This window comes from Brevundimonas vesicularis (genome assembly GCF_900445985.1).
GTDB lineage: Bacteria > Pseudomonadota > Alphaproteobacteria > Caulobacterales > Caulobacteraceae > Brevundimonas > Brevundimonas vesicularis_D.
Window position 1 is genome coordinate 238,429 of sequence record NZ_UAQP01000014.1, and the last position, 16,798, is coordinate 255,226.

Annotated in this window: 19 protein-coding genes; 7 read left to right on the forward strand and 12 right to left on the reverse strand. The window is 67.0% G+C overall.

All coding sequences use genetic code 11. From position 1 onward, the window contains the following. Positions 1-56 precede the first annotated feature (56 nt). From galU to DT343_RS10260, 3 genes are all read left to right on the forward strand, one after another. Positions 57-935: a UTP--glucose-1-phosphate uridylyltransferase GalU gene (galU, locus tag DT343_RS10250; protein WP_112862812.1), complete on the forward strand. Its 879-nt coding sequence runs from the start codon at positions 57-59 to the stop codon at positions 933-935. 101 nt (positions 936-1,036) lie between these two features. Further along, entirely contained in the window at positions 1,037-1,834 is a 798-nt protein-coding gene (locus tag DT343_RS10255) for an enoyl-ACP reductase FabI (RefSeq protein WP_169802112.1), read from the forward strand. A 57-nt stretch (positions 1,835-1,891) separates the two neighbouring features. Continuing rightward, the gene (locus tag DT343_RS10260) at positions 1,892-3,076 is read left to right on the forward strand and encodes a benzoate/H(+) symporter BenE family transporter (RefSeq protein WP_258522556.1); all 1,185 of its coding nucleotides are present in this window, start codon (positions 1,892-1,894) and stop codon (positions 3,074-3,076) included. A 14-nt stretch (positions 3,077-3,090) separates the two neighbouring features. Here the strand turns inward: DT343_RS10260 and DT343_RS10265 are convergent, their stop codons facing one another. Together DT343_RS10265 and DT343_RS10270 are read right to left on the reverse strand one after the other, a co-directional pair. Next, positions 3,091-3,477 carry a DUF3597 domain-containing protein gene (locus tag DT343_RS10265; RefSeq protein ID WP_112862814.1) on the reverse strand — a complete coding sequence of 129 codons (387 nt, stop codon included), beginning with the start codon at positions 3,475-3,477 and terminating at the stop codon, positions 3,091-3,093. Positions 3,478-3,528: 51 nt separating this feature from the next. Beyond that, entirely contained in the window at positions 3,529-4,245 is a 717-nt protein-coding gene (locus tag DT343_RS10270) for a glutathione S-transferase N-terminal domain-containing protein (protein WP_112862815.1), read from the reverse strand. Between the two features lie 159 nt (positions 4,246-4,404). Between DT343_RS10270 and DT343_RS10275 the strand changes: the two genes are divergently transcribed. Beyond that, complete coding sequence (locus DT343_RS10275; RefSeq protein ID WP_112862816.1) at positions 4,405-4,578, forward strand: YegP family protein; 174 nt, start codon at positions 4,405-4,407, stop codon at positions 4,576-4,578. Here DT343_RS10275 and rimM read toward each other — a convergent pair. The 3 genes from rimM to ffh all read right to left on the reverse strand — a co-directional run bounded on the left by rimM (position 4,575) and on the right by ffh (position 7,286). Next, positions 4,575-5,102, reverse strand: coding sequence for a ribosome maturation factor RimM (gene rimM, locus DT343_RS10280; protein WP_112862817.1), 528 nt, complete (start codon positions 5,100-5,102; stop codon positions 4,575-4,577). The two genes, DT343_RS10275 and rimM, sit on opposite strands and share 4 nt — an antisense overlap. A 69-nt stretch (positions 5,103-5,171) precedes the next feature. Continuing rightward, positions 5,172-5,723, reverse strand: a complete 552-nt coding sequence (gene rpsP / locus DT343_RS10285; protein ID WP_055754551.1) for a 30S ribosomal protein S16 — start codon at positions 5,721-5,723, stop codon at positions 5,172-5,174. Between the two features lie 24 nt (positions 5,724-5,747). Next, positions 5,748-7,286, reverse strand: a complete 1,539-nt coding sequence (gene ffh, locus DT343_RS10290) for a signal recognition particle protein (protein ID WP_112862818.1) — start codon at positions 7,284-7,286, stop codon at positions 5,748-5,750. Positions 7,287-7,677: 391 nt separating this feature from the next. Here ffh and DT343_RS10295 point away from each other — a divergent pair, with 391 nt between their 5' ends. Beyond that, complete coding sequence (locus DT343_RS10295; RefSeq protein WP_112862819.1) at positions 7,678-8,883, forward strand: saccharopine dehydrogenase family protein; 1,206 nt, start codon at positions 7,678-7,680, stop codon at positions 8,881-8,883. Positions 8,884-8,896: 13 nt separating this feature from the next. After that, positions 8,897-10,069, forward strand: coding sequence for a carboxynorspermidine decarboxylase (locus tag DT343_RS10300; RefSeq protein ID WP_112862820.1), 1,173 nt, complete (start codon positions 8,897-8,899; stop codon positions 10,067-10,069). A 39-nt stretch (positions 10,070-10,108) separates the two neighbouring features. Here DT343_RS10300 and DT343_RS10305 read toward each other — a convergent pair whose 3' ends face one another. The 7 genes from DT343_RS10305 to DT343_RS10335 all read right to left on the reverse strand — a co-directional run bounded on the left by DT343_RS10305 (position 10,109) and on the right by DT343_RS10335 (position 15,880). Further along, on the reverse strand, positions 10,109-11,485 hold the full coding sequence (locus tag DT343_RS10305) for a S41 family peptidase (RefSeq protein WP_112862821.1): 1,377 nt from the start codon (positions 11,483-11,485) through the stop codon (positions 10,109-10,111). A 139-nt stretch (positions 11,486-11,624) separates the two neighbouring features. Further along, positions 11,625-12,704, reverse strand: coding sequence for a murein hydrolase activator EnvC family protein (locus DT343_RS10310; protein ID WP_112862822.1), 1,080 nt, complete (start codon positions 12,702-12,704; stop codon positions 11,625-11,627). A 1-nt stretch (position 12,705) separates the two neighbouring features. After that, entirely contained in the window at positions 12,706-13,170 is a 465-nt protein-coding gene (gene rlmH / locus DT343_RS10315; protein ID WP_017506622.1) for a 23S rRNA (pseudouridine(1915)-N(3))-methyltransferase RlmH, read from the reverse strand. A gap of 4 nt (positions 13,171-13,174) precedes the next feature. Beyond that, the gene (gene rsfS, locus DT343_RS10320; protein ID WP_082064315.1) at positions 13,175-13,609 is read right to left on the reverse strand and encodes a ribosome silencing factor; all 435 of its coding nucleotides are present in this window, start codon (positions 13,607-13,609) and stop codon (positions 13,175-13,177) included. 144 nt (positions 13,610-13,753) lie between these two features. After that, positions 13,754-14,419, reverse strand: a complete 666-nt coding sequence (locus DT343_RS10325; protein WP_181669177.1) for a nicotinate-nucleotide adenylyltransferase — start codon at positions 14,417-14,419, stop codon at positions 13,754-13,756. A 79-nt stretch (positions 14,420-14,498) separates the two neighbouring features. Then, complete coding sequence (locus DT343_RS10330) at positions 14,499-15,389, reverse strand: alpha/beta fold hydrolase (RefSeq protein ID WP_220116764.1); 891 nt, start codon at positions 15,387-15,389, stop codon at positions 14,499-14,501. 2 nt (positions 15,390-15,391) lie between these two features. Next, on the reverse strand, positions 15,392-15,880 hold the full coding sequence (locus DT343_RS10335) for a Fur family transcriptional regulator (protein ID WP_112862825.1): 489 nt from the start codon (positions 15,878-15,880) through the stop codon (positions 15,392-15,394). Between the two features lie 117 nt (positions 15,881-15,997). Here DT343_RS10335 and DT343_RS10340 point away from each other — a divergent pair, with 117 nt between their 5' ends. Next, positions 15,998-16,780: a SapC family protein gene (locus DT343_RS10340; protein WP_112862826.1), complete on the forward strand. Its 783-nt coding sequence runs from the start codon at positions 15,998-16,000 to the stop codon at positions 16,778-16,780. The last annotated feature ends 18 nt before the right edge of the window (positions 16,781-16,798 follow it).

Here is a 16,798-nt window from a genome sequence, read left to right on the forward strand (position 1 = left end):
TTCAACTGAAGCGCACGAGGCCGTAGAAGGGGCGGGATAGCTGTCAGGATGATTTGATGACCACCACGCCCGCGCGCCTGCGCAAGGCCGTACTGCCCGTCGCGGGCCTCGGCACCCGGGTCCTGCCCGGCACCAAGACGACCCCCAAGGAACTGCTGAACGTCGTCGACCGGCCAATCCTGTCCTACATCGTCGAAGAGGCGCGCGAAGCCGGGATCGAGCACATCGTCTTCGTCACCGGCCGCTCCAAGGGCGCCATCGAGGACTATTTCGATCACCAGATCGAGCTGGAAGCCCAGCTTCTGGCCAAGGGCAAGACTGACATTCTGGAGATGATGAACGCCGAACTGGCCTCGGCCGGGGAGATGAGCTTCACCCGCCAGATGCAGCCCAAGGGCCTGGGCCACGCCGTCTGGTGCGCGCGCGATATCATCGGCCACGAGCCGTTCGCCGTCATCCTGCCCGACGTCATCGTGGATTCTCAGCCCGGCGCCCTGAAGCAGTTGGCCGAGGTCTATGCCGAGACCGGCGGCAACATCATCGGCGTGGAATCCGTCCCCGAAGATCAGACCCACAAATACGGCATTGTCGATCCGGTGAGCCGCGACGGTTCGCGCATCGTCATGAAGGGCATGGTCGAAAAGCCCGCCGCAGGAACCGCGCCGTCCAACCTGTCGATCTCGGGCCGTTACATCCTGCAGCCGGAAATCTTCGACCTGTTGGCGACGCAGGAAAAAGGTGCGGGCGGCGAGATCCAGCTGACCGACGCCATGGCGCGGCTGATGGCGGACCAGAGCTTCACCGCCGTCGAGTACGAAGGCGTCACCCACGACTGCGGCGACAAGATCGGCCTGCTGCGCGCCAACGTCGCCCTGGCCCTGAAACGCCCCGATCTGGGCGACGCGGCGCGCGAGGCGATCGCGGGCCTCCTCTGACGCAAGGGAAGGCGGCGGGGGTTCCGGTTTACGCCCGCCCCTGCTAACCCTCCGCGCAAATCATCAGGAGACGAACCATGGCGACTTCCGAAGGCTGGGACATGCCGACCGGCGACCTCATGAAGGGCAAGAAGGGCCTGATCATGGGCGTGGCCAACTCCAGCTCCATCGCCTGGGGCATCGCCTCGCAGCTGGCCGCCCAGGGCGCCGAGCTGGCCTTCACCTATTTGGGCGAAAGCCTGGAGCGCCGCGTGCGTCCCCTGGCCGAAAGCGTCGGCGCCAAGCTGCTGATCCCGGCCGACGTCACGGACGACGCCTCGATGGATGCGGCCTTCGCCGAGTTGGAAAAGACTTTCGGCACGATCGACTTCGTTGTTCACTCAGTGGCCTTCGCCAACAAGGACGAGTTGAAGGGCAGCTTCGTGGACAACACCACGCGCGACAGCTTCCTTCTGGCCATGAACATCTCGGCCTTCAGCTTCGTGGACGTGTCCAAGCGCGCGGCCAAGCTGATGCCGAACGGCGGCAGCCTGATCACCCTCACCTATCTGGGGTCCGAGCGGGTCATTCCGAACTACAACACCATGGGCGTGGCCAAGGCCGCACTGGAAGCCGCGACCCGCTATATCGCGCGCGACCTGGGTCCCAAGAACATCCGCGTCAACGCCATCTCGGCCGGCGCCATGCGCACCCTGTCGCTGGCCGGCATCTCCGGCGGGCGCGGCCTGCACTCCAAGTCGGCGCAGTTCTCGCTGATCAAGGAAGAGACCTCGATGGAGGGCGTCGCGGGCGCGGCCCTGTGGCTGTGTTCGGACCTGGGCCGTTCGACCACGGGCGAAGTCGTCCACGTCGATGCGGGCTTCCACGCCGTGGGCCTGCCGGAAGACATCGAAGGCTGATCAAGGAGGGCTGATCTCAGCCTTCCGCCATCCGAGACGACGGTTTAAGGCCGGGGCATGACTGCTCCGGCCTTTTCCATGCGCGCCCTGCCCGCCTCGGCCTTTTCGTCCGCCGCCGTGGCGACGGTGATCGGATTTGGCGGGACGGTCGCCCTGGTGGTTCAGGCGGGCCAGGCCTTGGGCGCGGACGCGGGCCAGATCGGGTCGATGGTGACGGCCCTGTGCCTGGGCATCGGGGCGCCGGGCGCCTTTCTGAGCTGGCGGCTGAAGATCCCCGTGGTGCTGGCCTGGTCCACGCCGGGGGCGGCCCTGCTGGCGGCCTCTACCCTGGGCCTGTCCTGGCCCACGGCCATCGGCGCCTTCGTCTTCGCCGCCTTGCTGATGATCCTGACCGGCCTGATCCCGGTGCTGGGGCGGCTGGCGGCGCGGATATCGGCGGCCATCGCCTCGGCCATGCTGGCGGGGGTGCTGCTGCCCTTCGTGCTGAGACTGTTCAAGGTCGTGCCGGACGAGACGGCCTTGGTCGTCGGGCTGATCGCGGTGTTCCTGATCTTCAGACGGCTGTGGCCGACCTGGGCCTTGCCCGCCGTGCTGGCGGCGGCCTTTGCGGTGCTGGCGATGCGGGGGCAACTGGCCCTGCCCGCCGGGACCGACCTGTTCGGGCATCTGGAGCCGGTCGCGCCCGTCTTCGATTGGAAGGCGGCGGTCAGCCTGGGCTTTCCGTTGTTTCTGGTGACGCTGGCGGCGCAGAACCTGCCCGGGCTGGTGGTCCTGCAGAGCGCCGGTTATCCGCCGCCCGCAAACCGGTTGATCTTGTCGACCGGCGTCGCCAGCCTGCTGATCGCGCCGTTCGGCGGGCATGGGGTCAATCTGGCGGCGATCACGGCGGCGATCTGCACCGGGCCGGACGCGCACCCCGACGTCGCCAAGAGGTGGATCGTGGGCGTGATCTACGGCGGTCTTTATCTGGTGGTGACCCTGTTCGCCGCGCCGCTGGCGGGCCTGTTCACCGCCATGCCGCCGGCCGTGCTGGCGGCGGTGACGGGTCTGGCGCTGATCGCGCCGCTGACCGGCGCGCTGCAAAACATGATGACGGAGGTCGGATCGCGCGATGCGGCCGTGCTGACGTTTGCGGCGACGGCGTCAGGCCTGACCCTGTTCGGCGTCGGGTCGGCCTTCTGGGGTCTGGTGGTAGGGTTTGCGGCGCTGGCCGCGATGCGCTGGATCAGACCGCGGGCCTGATCCAGCGAGAGGGATTAGTCCCGCAGCGAGGCCGGCACCTGACCGCCGTTTTCGGCCAGCTTCTTCCAGACCGCCTTGGACAGGGCGATGTTCTGTTCGGCCGAGCCGTGCTGGCCGGCGTGGACGTTCAGTTCCTCGGCCAGCTCCTTGCGGGCGGCCAGGCTGGAATCCAGATCCAGCAGCTTCAGAAGATCGACGATCGAGGTCCGCCAGTTGCCGCCGCCGCCCTTCGACGCCGCCAGATCGCTGAGCACCGCCTCGACATCGACGGGCGGCAGGGCCGGCGTCGGAGCGGGGGCGGCGCCGGGCCCGGGTTGGGCGCTGGGCGCCGGGGTCGGCTGCGGGGCCGCCTTGGGCTTGTGGCCCGTGATCTTGTTCCAGATCGAAGAGAAGATACCCATAGGTCGCGCTCCAGTTGATGCCGTCAGATAATGCCCGTGGGCGGCGACGGTTCAGTGACGCGCCGGAATCTCCAGGCCGCGCTGCACGGCGGGGCGCGCCAGCCCGCGCTCCAACCAGGCGGCGACGCGCGGGAAGTCGGCGAAGCCCACGATCTCACCCGCCTCATAGAAGCCGATCAGGTTGCGGACCCAGCCCAGGGTGGCGACATCGGCGATGGAATAGTCGCCGACAAGCCAGTCGCGGGGGTCTCCCCCGTCATTGGCAAGCCGCGTCTCCAGCACGCCCAGCAGGCGGCGGCTTTCGGCGACGTAGCGGTCGCGCGGGCGCTTGTCCTCGTAGTCCTTGCCGGCGAAGCGGTGGAAGAAGCCCAGCTGGCCGAACATCGGGCCGATCGCGCCCATCTGGAACATGACCCACTGGATCGTCTCGTAGCGGGTCGCCGGGTCGGCCGAGAGCAGTTTGCCGGTCTTTTCCGCCAGATAGATCAGGATGGCGCCGGATTCGAATAGGGCCAGCGGCTTTCCGTTCGGGCCGTTCGGATCGAGGATGGCGGGGATCTTGCCGTTGGGGTTCAGCGACAAAAACTCCGGCCCCCAGGTCTCGTTCTTGGTGATGTCGACCAGGTGCGGCTCATATGCCAGGCCGACCTCCTCCAGCATGATCGAGACCTTCACGCCGTTGGGCGTCGGCAGGGAATACAACTGGATGCGATCGGGGTGCTGGGCCGGCCAGCGTTGCGTGATCGGGAAGGCGGACAGGTCGGTCATGGCGGGCCTCTGCGGGTTTCTGTCCTTATGTTGGCGCGGTCTGCAGGCTTCGCAACAGTCACCGGCGCCATTTGATCGCGGGCTTGTGTCTGGAACCGTACGGCTGGCGATGCCAGCTTGGCCGTGACCGATCGACGGTCGCAGTCAGGGGAACGCCCGATGGCGCACAAGTTCGAAGTCTATCAGGACAAGGCCGGCGAATACCGCGTCCGCTTCAAATACAATTCCGAGGTCATCTTCTCGACCGAGGGCTATGCCGACAAGTCGGGCGCCAAGCGGGCGATCGAATCGATCAAGAAGCACGTCGGCGACGCGCCCGTAGAGGACGCCTAGTCGGGCTCGCGCTCGCCCACCTCGGTCGGCGGCACGGCAATGAGCCAGCCGTCGGCCAGGTGCAGTTCCGGCGTCGCTTCCTTGGTGAAGGGCAGATACCAAGTCGGGCCGCCGGCGGCGGGCGCAATCTCCAGCATGTCGTCGGCGCCGAAGTTCTGAACCGATTTCACCGTGCCCATGACGGCACCCGCCGTGTCGCGGACCTGAACGCCCAAGAGGTCGGCGAGGTAGAATTCGTCTTCATCCGGCTCGGGGAACCGGTCGCGGGGAACGTGCAGCTTCAGGCCGCGTAGGGCGTCGGCCTGTTCCTTTGTGGCGATCTCCTTGGCCCGGCCGACGACGCCGTTCTTGTCGGGCCGCGTCGAGGTCAGGGTCAGGGCCACGGTCCCATCGGCGCGCAGCAGAGGGCCATAGGCGGTCAGGGCCAGGGGATCGGCGGTGAAGGCGGTCACCCGCACCTCGCCCCGCACGCCGAAGCCGCCGCCGATCTGGCCGACGAGGATCAATCTGCTGTCCGTGGTCATGCGTGTTCTTAACCCATGAAAAAGGCGGCGTCGAAAGACGCCGCCCTGATCATCGTCAAACCGAAAGGCTTAGCCTTCGGCCTTTTCCTCGGTCGCTTCAGCAGCCGGGGCTTCCTCGGCGGCGGCGTCAGCGGCCGGAGCCTCTTCGGCAGGCGCTTCTTCAGCAGCGGGAGCGTTCTTGGCGGCTTCGGCGGCGGCGGCGGCCTCTTCCTTGGCGCGGGCGGCGGCTTCAGCGGCCTCGACCTTGGCGGCGGCTTCGGCTTCCAGGCGGTCGGCTTCGCGCTGGGCGCGCTCGGCGGCGCGCTCTTGCGCCTTCTTGCCCGGAGCGCCCTTGTTCGGATTGTTCGACTGGGTCCACTTGACCTTCTGGCCCAGGGTCTCGTCCTGCGACAGGAAGCGGGCGACGCGGTCGGTCGGCTGGGCGCCCTTGCCGAGCCATTCGGCGATGCGCTCGACCTTCAGGGCGACGCGCGGCGTGGCGCCGTCCTTGGGCAGCATCGGGTTGTAGCTGCCGACCTTCTCGATGAACTTGCCGTCGCGCGGCGAGTGCGAGTCGGCGATGACGATGTGGTAGTAGGGGCGCTTCTTGGCGCCGCCGCGGGCCAGACGAATCTTCAGCATTTCAGGTCTCTTTCTAGAAAATCGTTATTTCTTGGGAGGGAAGCCCGGCAGGCCAGGAAGACCTCCCGGAAGTTGTCCGCCGCCCAGTCCGGCGAGCCGGTCCTGGATGGCTTTCAGATCGTCGGCGGAGGGTTCGGCCATCTTGCCGCCGCCCAGCGCCTTGAGGCGGGCCATGTCGGGGCCGCTGCCCATTCCGGGCACGCCGCTGCCGCCGCCGAGGCCGCCCAGCATGGCGGCCATCTGCTGCATCTTCTTGGGTCCGCCGCGCGCCATCGACTTGACCACGTCAGCCATCTGGCGGTGCTGCTTCAGAACCCGGTTCACGTCCTGCACATCGACGCCGGCGCCGGCGGCGATCCGCTTCTTGCGCGAGGCGTTCAGCAGGTCGGGCTTCTTGCGCTCGGCCTTGGTCATCGAGGAGATGATGGCTTCCTGACGCAGGATCATCCGGTCGTCGATGCCGCTTTCGGCCATCTGACCCTTCATCTTGGCCACGCCGGGCAGCATGCCCATGATGCCCTGAAGCCCGCCCATCCGCTTCATCTGCTGAAGCTGGCCGGCAAGGTCATCCAGATCGAACTGACCCTTGGCCAGTTTGCGGGCCATCTTCTCGGCCTTGGCCTGGTCCAGATCCTGGCTGGCCTTTTCGACCAGGGCGACGATATCGCCCTGACCCAGGATGCGGCCGGCGACGCGACGGGCGTCGAACACGTCCAGCGCATCGACCTTTTCGCCGGCGCCCAGATATTTGATCGGCAGGCCGGTGACGGCGCGCATCGAAAGCATGGCGCCGCCGCGACCGTCGCCGTCGGCGCGGGTCAAGACGAGGCCGGTCAGGGGCAGGCGCTCGTGGAAGGCCTTAGCGGTGCGCACCGCGTCCTGGCCGGTCAGGCTGTCGGCGACCAGCAGGGTCTCGACGGGCCTGGCGATGTCGGCGACCTCGGCGACCTCGTTCATCAGCCCTTCGTCCAGGGTGATGCGGCCAGCGGTGTCGAGGATCAGGACGTCGAAACCCTGAAGCTTGGCCGATTGCAGCGCCCGGCGCGTGATCTGGACGGCGCTTTCGCCCGGCACGATCGGCAGGGTGGCGACCTCGATCTGCTTGCCCAGGGTGGCCAGCTGTTCCATCGCGGCCGGACGACGCGTGTCCAGCGAGGCCATCATGACCTTCTTGCGATCGAACTTGGTCAGGCGCAGCGCCAGCTTGGCCGAGGTCGTGGTCTTGCCCGAGCCCTGAAGGCCGGCCATCAGCACCACGGCGGGCGGGTTGGCGTTGGTGTTCAGCGGGACCGGCTCTTCGCCGCCCAGCATCTCGATCAGGCCGTCATAGACGATCTTGACCACCTGATCGGCCGGCTTGACCGAACGGATGACCTCTTCGCCCGTCGCGCGCTCGGTGGCGAAGGCGATGAATTCCTTGACGACCGGCAGGGCGACGTCGGCCTCGAGCAGGGCCACGCGCACTTCGCGCATCGCCTCGGCGACATCCTTTTCGGACAGGGCGCCGCGCCCGGTGATCCGGTCGAAGACGCCTGTCAGCCGCTCGTTCAGAGCCTCGAACATTCACTACCTCATAGCGACGGGTGAAACGGCTCCATACGACAACGGCCCCCGGCGACGATCACGTCGGCGGAGGGTTCTCGCCGGGCTCGTTCTCTTTTGCGGGCTATCGGCCTTGCGGCCTACTTGAGCCCGCATGGGCTGTGCTCAAGTAGCGCGGAGCGCGTTAGCACGACAAAAAAGCTGTCGTCCCGGTGGAGACGCAGGTTCACTTGCGTCGGAAGCGGCGGCTTATGGCGGAAAAACCGCACAAAGGCAACCGGACCGATCCGGTCACGCTATAACAGCCAATATCGGCGCAGGGATTTAGCGGATTGTCATCATCGTGCTAAGAGCCGCGCCCTTTATAGGGGCGGCGCTGTCGCCAGGGTTTCAGACTTCGGGAGAAGCACAGATGAGCAAGGTGCTGGTTATCGGCGCAGGCGGCGTCAGTTCGGTGGCCGTCCACAAGATGGCGATGAACGCGGACATCTTCTCGCATATCACCCTGGCGAGCCGCACCAAGTCCAAGTGCGATGCGATCGCCCAGTCCGTGAAGTCGCGCCTCGGCGTCGACATCGACACGGCGGCCATTGACGCTGACGACGTGGCGGCGACCACGGCGCTGATCCAGAAGGTGCAGCCCGAGTTGGTCGTGAACCTGGCCCTGCCCTATCAGGACCTGTCGATCATGGACGCCTGCCTGGCCGCCGGCGTCGACTATCTGGACACCGCCAACTACGAGCCGCGCGACGAGGCCAAGTTCGAATACAAGTGGCAGTGGGCCTATCAGGACCGTTTCAAGGACGCCGGCCTGATGGCGCTGCTGGGTTCGGGCTTCGACCCCGGCGTGACCTCGGTCTTCACCACCTACATCAAGAAGCATCTGCTGGATTCCATCGAGACGCTGGACATCCTGGACTGCAACGGCGGCGACACCGGCCTGCCCTTCGCGACCAACTTCAACCCCGAGATCAATCTGCGTGAAGTGACGGCGAACTCGCGTCACTGGGAGAACGGCCAGTGGGTCGAAGGCCCGGCGCTGAGCCACAAACAGACCTTCGACTTCGAAGGCGTGGGTCCCAAGAACATGTACCTCATGTACCATGAGGAGCTGGAATCGCTGGCGAGGTTCTATCCCGAGATCAAACGCATCCGCTTCTGGATGACGTTCGGCGACAGCTATCTGAAGCACCTCGAAGTGCTGGAAAACATCGGCATGACCTCGATCGAGCCGATGTCGTTCCAGGGCCGCGAGATCATTCCGATCGAGTTCCTGAAGGCCCTGCTGCCCGAGCCGGCCTCGCTGGGTCCGATCACCAAGGGCAAGACCAACATCGGCGTCATCGCCACCGGCCTGAAGAACGGGGTCAAGAAGACGGTCTACGTCAACAACATCTGCGACCACGAAGATGCCTATGCCGAGACCGGCAACCAGGCCGTCAGCTACACCACCGGCGTGCCGGCCATGATCGGCGCGGCCCTGATGGTGACCGGCCAGTGGAAGGGCGACGGCGTGTTCAACATGGAGCAGCTGGACCCAGACCCCTTCATGGACATGCTGAACAAGCACGGCCTGCCGTGGAAGGTTCAGGACCTGGACGCCCCTCTGGACTTCTGATCGGACCGACTGAATGCAGACCCAGGCCGGCGATCCGGGCGCCTTTGCGCATTTCGACCTGAACCGCGTCGCCTCGCCCGCCTTCGTGGTGGACGAGGCGGCCATCCGTCGCAATCTGTCCGTGCTGAAAGGCGTGCGCGACGGGGCGGAGGCGCGCGTGCTTCTGGCGCTGAAGGCGTTTTCGATGTGGTCGCTGGCCGATGTGGTCGGCGAATACCTCGACGGGGTCTGCGCCTCGGGTCTGTGGGAGGCGCGGCTGGCGCGCGAGTTCTACAAGGGCGAGCTCACCACCTATTCGCCGGCCTATACGGCGCAGGACCTGCCCGAGATCCTGCGTCTGTCGGATCACGTCATCTTCAACAACCCGGCCCAGATCGCCCGTTTCGCCGACCTGATCGCGACGGCGCGCGCGGACGGCGAGACGTTCGAGATCGGCCTGCGGCTGAACCCCGAACATTCCGAAGGCGAGGTCGCCAAATACGACCCGGCCCAGCCCTGCTCGCGCCTAGGCTTTCCGGTGTCGCAACTGACGGCCGACCATCTGATCGGCGTCGATGGTCTGCATATCCATGCGCTGTGCGAACAGGACTTCCAGCCGCTGTCGCGCATCTGGGCGGCGGTGGAGCCGAAGCTGGCGCCGCTGCTGGACGGGATCAAATGGCTGAACCTGGGCGGGGGGCATCACATCACCCGCGCCGACTATCAGACCGACGATCTGATCGCCTTTGTGCGCGATCTGCAGGCCCGGCACGGGGTCCAAGTCTATCTGGAGCCGGGCGAGGCCGTGGCGCTGGACGCCGGCATCCTGATCGGCGAGGTGCTGGACGTCTTCGACAACGGCATGCCCATCGGCATCACCGACATCTCGGCCACCTGCCATATGCCCGATGTGATCGAGGCGCCCTATCGCCCCGCGCTGCTGAAAGAGCCCGAACATGGGGTGACGGTGCGGCTGGGCGGGCCGTCGTGCCTGGCCGGGGACATCATCGGCGACTACGTCTTCGCCGAGCGGCCGACGCCGGGGACGCGCATCGCGTTTCTGGACCAGGCCCACTATTCGATGGTGAAGACCAACACCTTCAACGGCGTGCCGCTGCCGTCCATCGTGCTGTGGAACTCCCAGACGGATGCGCTGAGAACGGTGCGCGCGTTCGACTATTCGGCCTTCCGCGACCGACTGTCCTGATCGCAAAGAAAAGGGCGGCTCGCGCCGCCCTTCCCTGACCTATTCTTCTTTCGGCTCGTCCGCCGCCGGCTCGGCGTCGGGCTTGGGCGTCGAGCCGGGTTCGGTGACGACGATGCCTTCGGGCGGGGGCGACAGTTTCGACAGGTCGCCGCCGGCGCGCAGGACGTCCAGCGCGCGCTGAAGCTGATAGTCCTTGTCCTTGTCGAACTTTTCGCCCGGGGCTTCGCGCGGGGTGTGCGGACCCTTGCGCTCGGCGCCGATGGAGGCGTCCAGGGCCGTGGCGTAGGCGGCCTCGGAATAGATGAAGCTGGAGCGCGAGACGATGCGGGCCTCGGCCTCGTTGCGGGCGACTTCCAGATCCGGCTCGATGCCGATCTTCTGAATCGAGGCGCCCGAAGGGGTGTAGTAGCGCGCGGTCGTGATCGACAAGGCGCCGTCCTGACCCTGACGCAGCGGGATCACGGTCTGGACCGAACCCTTGCCGAAGCTGGTCAGGCCCACGATGGTCGCGCGCTGGTGATCCTTCAGGGCGCCGGCGACGATTTCCGACGCCGAGGCCGAGCCATAGTTGACCAGCACGACCAGCGGCAGGCCGCCGGTGACGTCGCCGGGCTTGGCGGAATAGCGCTGGATCTGCTCGGGCTTCCTGCCCCGCTGGCTGACGATCTCGCCGCGTTCCAGGAAGGCGTCGGAGACGTCGATGGCGGCGTTCAGCAGGCCGCCGCCGTTGTTGCGCAGGTCCAGGACATAGCCCTTCACGCCCGGCTTTTCGGCCTTGATCTTGGCGATGGCCTCGTTCAACTCGCGGCCGGTGTTCTCGTTGAAGGTCGAGACGCGCAGATAACCGAAGTCACCCTCGACCCGGCCGGTGACCGACTGAACCTTGATGACCTCGCGGGTTAGGGTCACTTCCAGCGGGTCTGAGCCGTCGCGCAGGAAGGTCACCTTGACGCTGGTGCCCACGGCGCCGCGCAGCTTTTCGGACACTTGGCTGACCGTCAGGCCCGCCGCGTTCTGGCCCTCGATCGAAGAGATCACGTCGCCCGCCTGAACCCCGGCCCTGGCGGCAGGGCTGTCGTCCATCGGCGAGATGACCTTCACCATGCCGCCGTCGGCGCTGATGGTCAGACCGACGCCCGAATACTGGCCCTCGGTGCGTTCGCGCAGGTCGTCGTAGTTGGAGGGCGGCAGATAGTTGGAGTGCGGGTCCAGGGCCGTCATCATGCCGGCCAGCGCGGCCTCGATCAGCTTCTTGTTGTCGACCGGGACGACGTAGGCCTGCTCGACGATGCCCACCACGTCGCCGAACAGCTCCAGCATCCGGAAGGTTTCGTTTCGGGGGGTCTGGCTGCTGACAGCAGCGGCGGATCCGCCGAGCACCAGAGCGGCGCAGCCGACGAGGAGCAGTTTACGCATTCGGTCTCTTTCGGTCGGGCCGATCACTGTGGGCGCCCGTGGGAAGGTTAAGGCCCCGCAGTCACGACCAAATCGTGGCGACGCGGCGTCCCGCCGATAAAATCAGCGTCAGACGAGAATGCAAAGGACTATTGCGGGTTCAACGCAACCACGGTCCCGGATCGATCGGCCGTTCGTCGCGACGCAGTTCGAAATAGACATCGCCGTCCGGGCCGCTGCGCCCCAGGGTCTGGCCGTCCGAGACCCGGGCGTCCGGACCGACATCGACGCTTTCCAGGCCGGCGATGACGGCGCGCCAGCCGGGGCCGAGATCCAGCACCACCACATTGCCCCACCCCGTCAGCGGCCCGGCGTAGGCGACCTTGGCGTCGGCGGGCGCGGTGACGGCCGCGCGGTCAGCCCGCCAGCGCCAGCCGGAGGTTCCGGCGCCCCAAGTCTGGCTGGGCGCGCCGGCGACGGGCGAACTGAGGCGGCCGCGTCCGGCCGGAAGGCGAGCGGTCGGCGTCTCTTCGGCCTGGGTGGTCGGGACCGCGCCGCCCAGTTCGCGAATGCGGCGCTCCAGCACGGCGGCGGCGCGTTCGGCGGCGCGGGCCTCAGCGTTCAGGACGGCGGTCAGGGCGGTCTTGCGCGCCGTCAGCCCCTCGATCTCGCCGCGCCGGTCGCCTTGCTCGCTCTCGGTCGTCAGCAGTCGCTCCGAGGACAGGACGGCGAGGCGGCGGATGCGCATGATCTCGGCTTGACGAGCGGCCAGCACCTTGGCGCGGCCTTCCAGATCCGGCGTCATGGCCTTGAGCAGGATGGAGGCGCGCACGGTGTCGATGGCCTTGTCGGCGGGCACCAGCAAGGGCGGCGGCGGCCGGCGGCTCATCATCTGCAGCGCGCTGAGCAGACGGCCCTGGGCGCCGCGCTCACGCGCCAGGTCCGTGACCAGTTCGGCCTCGCGTTCGGTCAGTTGCTGCAGGCGGGCGCGCTGATCGTCGATCTGACGGTCGCCGGTCTGTTCGTCGGCCCGCAGCGAGGCCAGGCGGCGCTCCAACTGAGCCAGTTCGGTCTTGGCGGCGTCGGCGTCAGCGCGCAGACGACGGGCGCGCACCGTCTCGTCGCGGTATTCGGCCTGAATGCGCGACAGTTCGCTCTCGGGCGCCTGGTTGCTCATCGCCGGGGCGGCGCAGACGAAACCCGTCAGCAGGGCCAGCGATAAGGGTATGGCGCGACGCATGTCAGTCGCGATGATAGGGCGATCCGGCCAGGATGGTCACGGCCCGATACAACTGTTCGGCCAGCATGGCGCGCGCCAGGGCGTGGGGCCAGGTCTGGGGACCGAAGGCCAGGGTCGAGGACGCAGCGTCGCGCACGCTGGCGTCCAGCCCGTCCGCCCCGCCGATAGCGAAGACCAGGCGACGCTCGCCCTGATCCCGCAGTTTGGCGATGTGGTCGGCGAAGGCGCGCGAGGAATAGGTCTTGCCGCGCTCGTCGCAGGCGATCAGGTGCGCGCCCTCTGCGGCAGCGAGGATCAGCTCAGCCTCCGGCGCCTTGCCGGGTCTGCGGGCTTCCAGATCGATCAGTTCGAGGGGACCGAGGCCAAGCGCGCGTCCCGACAGGGTGGCGCGCTTGGCGTAGTCGTCGGCGAGCGTCGCTTCAGGCCCCCGGCCCGGTCGGCCGATGGCGACGATGCTCAGCTTCATGGTGTCAGTCGCGGACCATGCGGTGGGCGGAGTCGACCGCCCAGATCTTTTCGATGTTGTAGAAGGTGCGCACTTCCGGGCGGAACAGGTGCACGATCACATCGCCGGCGTCGATCAGAACCCAGTCGCAGTGCGGCAGGCCCTCGACCTTGGCCTTGCCGAGGCCCTGTTCCTTGAGCGTGCGCAGCAGGTGGTCAGCGATGGCGCCGACGTGACGGTGCGAACGACCGGACGCCACGATCATGGTGTCGGCCATGGCGCTTTTGCCCTTCAGGTCGATCAGGACCATGTCCTGGGCCTTGTCCTCGTCGAGGCGGCTCAGCAGGGCTTCTTCCAGCGGCGTGGAGCCGACGGGGCGGGGAGCGGAATCGTCGAAGCCGCGCGGGGAGGCGTCGGATTCAAAGCCGTCTTCGGAATGGAGAGGTTCGATAGGGTCCATCTCGTGCGCCGTATTCGAGACGGCGGCGTCTTGCGTATCATACGCGGGCGAGGGGGTCAGCGGAGGGCTCCGGGAGCGTTGACTAAAGAAGCCCTCTAGCACGGATGGGCCGCAACGTGAACCGCCGCCCGAATCATCCGGCGATCACGAGGTCGCGCGCACGCCCTTGCCGGTCCTGATCGCCGTGGACGAAAGGGGATTGAGCGGCGCCGTCAGATAGGTCCAGGCGGGCGCCTGAAGCGTCGGCAGAAGCCCCGCCTGCTGGGCCGGAATGCGGAAACCGGCGAAGCGGGCGGCGGCCGGCGCCGTACGGCTGTCCAGCAGCGAACCAGGCCGGGCGATGACCGCCACCGGCATCAACCGCATGATGTCGGTCCAGCCTCTCCAGCGGTGGAAGCTGGCCAGATTGTCCGACCCCATCAGCCAGACGAAATGCACGCCGGGATGCCGCGCGACCAGAAGGCGCAGGGTGTCGACGGTCCAAGCGACGCCGGCCCGGCTCTCGAAGTCCGAGACGATCATCGACGGACCACGCGCATGCTGACGCGCCGAGGCCATGCGGTCCGCCAGCGGCGCGCTATGGCGGGCGTCCTTCAAAGGGTTCTGCGGAGAGACCAGCCAGACGACCCGGTCGAGATCCAGACGGCGCATGGCGGTCTCGGCGACATGGGCGTGACCGTCGTGGGCGGGATTGAAGGAGCCGCCGAACAGACCGACCTTCATGCCTGGAGCAAGGATCAAACCGTCGCGCAGCGCCCCGGAGCGGGGGCCGGCGCCTTTGGGCGCGGGACCGGCGTGGAAGAAGGACAAGCGGCGTCTCGGGCGGCGGGCGTTATGCTCAGCGGCGCCCTTATAGCGCGCGCCCATGCTCCGCCTACAGAATTCGTTCTCAGACGGCGGCGTCGAACAGGGCGTCGCGCGCCACGTCGGCATGGGTCATGGGGAACAGGTGCCCGCCGCCGGACACGACCTCGACCGAGACATTGGGCAGGCCTCGGGGCTGGACCGGCACATGGGTCAGGGCGCCGTGTTCGGCTTTCAGGATGCGGACCGGCCCGGGATAGCGTTTCATGGCCCGCCACGGATCGTGCGCCTGGGCGGCGTAGTTGGCCGCCTCCCAGGCCGGCGCGGCGGTCAGGCTGAACCCGCCGTCGCCTTCGTTCAGGCCTTCGGACAGGTAGTCGGCCAGAACCATGTCGGGCCAACCCTTGAAGGCGCCGCGCCCGCGATAGGCGGCCATCGCCTGTTCGCGGCTGTCGAACTGGCTGCGACGGCGCAAGGTGGCCTTGGCGATGGGGATCGCCTTCATCAGCTTGTGGGCGAAGGGCAGGTTGAAGGCGAAGACCGCCGAGCGTTTCCAGATCACCGGATCGAGCAGCACCAGGCTGGACACCCGATCCGGCCGAACGGCAGCCGCCAGAAGCGAGGCCGTGCCGCCCATCGAATGGCCGGCCATGACCACGGGCGGGCCGTCGATGGCCTCCAGCAGCGCCAGCAGGTCGTCGCGGTGGTCCAGCCAGCTGGTCTTGGGTCGCGCGAAGGTCGGCAGCGCAGACCGGCCATGGCCGCGCAGATCCGGCGCCCAGATCCGCAAGGACGCCGACAGCGGCGACAAGAGGCTGCGATAGGTGGCGGCGTTGAAGCCGTTGGCGTGAGAGAAGATCAGATCGACCGGCCGGTTCGGATCGCCGAAATCCAGTACGGCCATCTCGCCGGCGCCCCAGCGATTGTCGATCGGCACGGACAGGCGACGCGGTGGGGACATCAACGCCGCATCCATGGTCATGCGACGTCGCGACAGGCGGCGCAGCGACCGTGCGCCTCGATCGTCGTGCGGACGATGGCGTAACCGGCGGCTGAGGCGGCGGCGTTCATGGCGCTCTGGTCCGGGCCGCTGACCTCGCGCGTCGCGCCGCAGCAGTCGCAGATCAAGAAGGCGGCCGCGTGGGCGGCCTCGCCATCGTCGGTGCAGGCGACATAGGCGCTGATGGAGGCGATGCGGTGGACCATGCCCAGCCGTTCCAGAAACTCCAGCGCGCGATAGACGGTCGGCGGCTTCGCGGCCTGACCGTCTTCTCCGAAGCGCGCGATTAGATCGTAGGCCTTCACCGGCTCGCCGCTTTCCAGCAGCAGGGCCAGGACGCGCCGGCGCTGGGCGGTCATCCGCTCGCCCTGCTGGAGCGCGCGCGCCTCGGCCGCCGCCAGGGCGCGGTCCAGCGCCCCGCCGTTCAGGCCGGAGTGGTCATGGTCGTGATCGCAGGCGGAACCCATACGCCACAGCTAATGGCTGGCGACCCCCACTGCAACCGACGCATCGCGGGTTTGCCGGTTGCGCGGCGTTGGGCTAGAAGGCGCGCCTCCGATCTTTAACCAGAGCGTCCTCGCTTCATGACCGACACGAACAATTCGCCGCTTGAAGGCAACGTCCTCTTCTACACCAACCCTGAGCCGTTGGACGCCGGCCTTCATGCCTCGCTTGGCGTCAACCCGGCCGAGAAGCCTTATGCGTTCGTCGGCAAGACCAATATCGTCCCGCTGACGGTCACCGAATTCGCCCCGGCGGCGTTGTCCTACCCAATCATCTTCATCGGAGACCAGAAGCTGCCCATGGCAGTCATGGGTCTGCGTCAGGGCGACAACCTTTTTGTGTCCGCGGCAGGCGACTTCCGCCCTGACGCCTACGTTCCTGCCTACGTGCGCCGCTATCCCTTCGTCTTCGCTGACGACAAGCAGAATGAGCGCATGGTCCTTTGCATCGATCGCGATGCAGAGATCGTCGTAGAGGGCGGCGAAAACCCCTTGTTCGTTGATGGACAAGCGAGCGAATACACGCAAATGGCGATGGATTTCTGCAACAATTTTGAACAGGAGCGTCTTCGCACGGAAGCCTTCCTGGCTCTTGTGAACGAGCTCGACCTGCTGGATGTGCGCGACGCGACCTTTACTCCACGCAACGCCGACGGCACGCCAGCGCAGCCGCAGAAGATTGCCGAATATTACGCGGTGTCAGAAGACAAGCTGCGCGCTCTTTCGGCCGAGAAACTGGTCGAACTGCGAGACAACGGGGCTCTGGGCCAAATCTATGCCCATCTAGTCTCTCTGCTGGGTTGGGAGCGCTTGATCGCTCTCGCCTTCCAACGCCAAGCCGAGGCGCCGGCTTCAGTAAACTGATCGCGAGACGCCGACCAG

Coding starts and splice junctions, on each gene's coding strand:
- DT343_RS10275 (WP_112862816.1), top strand. CDS start 4,405: ATGGCGCACAAGTTCGAAGTCTATCAGGACAAGGCCGGCGAATACCGC.
- rpsP (WP_055754551.1), bottom strand. CDS start 5,723: ATGCTGAAGATTCGTCTGGCCCGCGGCGGCGCCAAGAAGCGCCCCTAC.
- rimM (WP_112862817.1), bottom strand. CDS start 5,102: ATGACCACGGACAGCAGATTGATCCTCGTCGGCCAGATCGGCGGCGGC.
- DT343_RS10340 (WP_112862826.1), top strand. CDS start 15,998: ATGACCGACACGAACAATTCGCCGCTTGAAGGCAACGTCCTCTTCTAC.
- DT343_RS10260 (WP_258522556.1), top strand. CDS start 1,892: ATGACTGCTCCGGCCTTTTCCATGCGCGCCCTGCCCGCCTCGGCCTTT.
- DT343_RS10305 (WP_112862821.1), bottom strand. CDS start 11,485: ATGCGTAAACTGCTCCTCGTCGGCTGCGCCGCTCTGGTGCTCGGCGGA.
- galU (WP_112862812.1), top strand. CDS start 57: ATGACCACCACGCCCGCGCGCCTGCGCAAGGCCGTACTGCCCGTCGCG.
- DT343_RS10270 (WP_112862815.1), bottom strand. CDS start 4,245: ATGACCGACCTGTCCGCCTTCCCGATCACGCAACGCTGGCCGGCCCAG.
- rsfS (WP_082064315.1), bottom strand. CDS start 13,609: ATGGACCCTATCGAACCTCTCCATTCCGAAGACGGCTTTGAATCCGAC.
- DT343_RS10295 (WP_112862819.1), top strand. CDS start 7,678: ATGAGCAAGGTGCTGGTTATCGGCGCAGGCGGCGTCAGTTCGGTGGCC.
- DT343_RS10255 (WP_169802112.1), top strand. CDS start 1,037: ATGCCGACCGGCGACCTCATGAAGGGCAAGAAGGGCCTGATCATGGGC.
- DT343_RS10265 (WP_112862814.1), bottom strand. CDS start 3,477: ATGGGTATCTTCTCTTCGATCTGGAACAAGATCACGGGCCACAAGCCC.
- ffh (WP_112862818.1), bottom strand. CDS start 7,286: ATGTTCGAGGCTCTGAACGAGCGGCTGACAGGCGTCTTCGACCGGATC.
- rlmH (WP_017506622.1), bottom strand. CDS start 13,170: ATGAAGCTGAGCATCGTCGCCATCGGCCGACCGGGCCGGGGGCCTGAA.
- DT343_RS10310 (WP_112862822.1), bottom strand. CDS start 12,704: ATGCGTCGCGCCATACCCTTATCGCTGGCCCTGCTGACGGGTTTCGTC.
- DT343_RS10330 (WP_220116764.1), bottom strand. CDS start 15,389: ATGGATGCGGCGTTGATGTCCCCACCGCGTCGCCTGTCCGTGCCGATC.
- DT343_RS10335 (WP_112862825.1), bottom strand. CDS start 15,880: ATGGGTTCCGCCTGCGATCACGACCATGACCACTCCGGCCTGAACGGC.
- DT343_RS10300 (WP_112862820.1), top strand. CDS start 8,897: ATGCAGACCCAGGCCGGCGATCCGGGCGCCTTTGCGCATTTCGACCTG.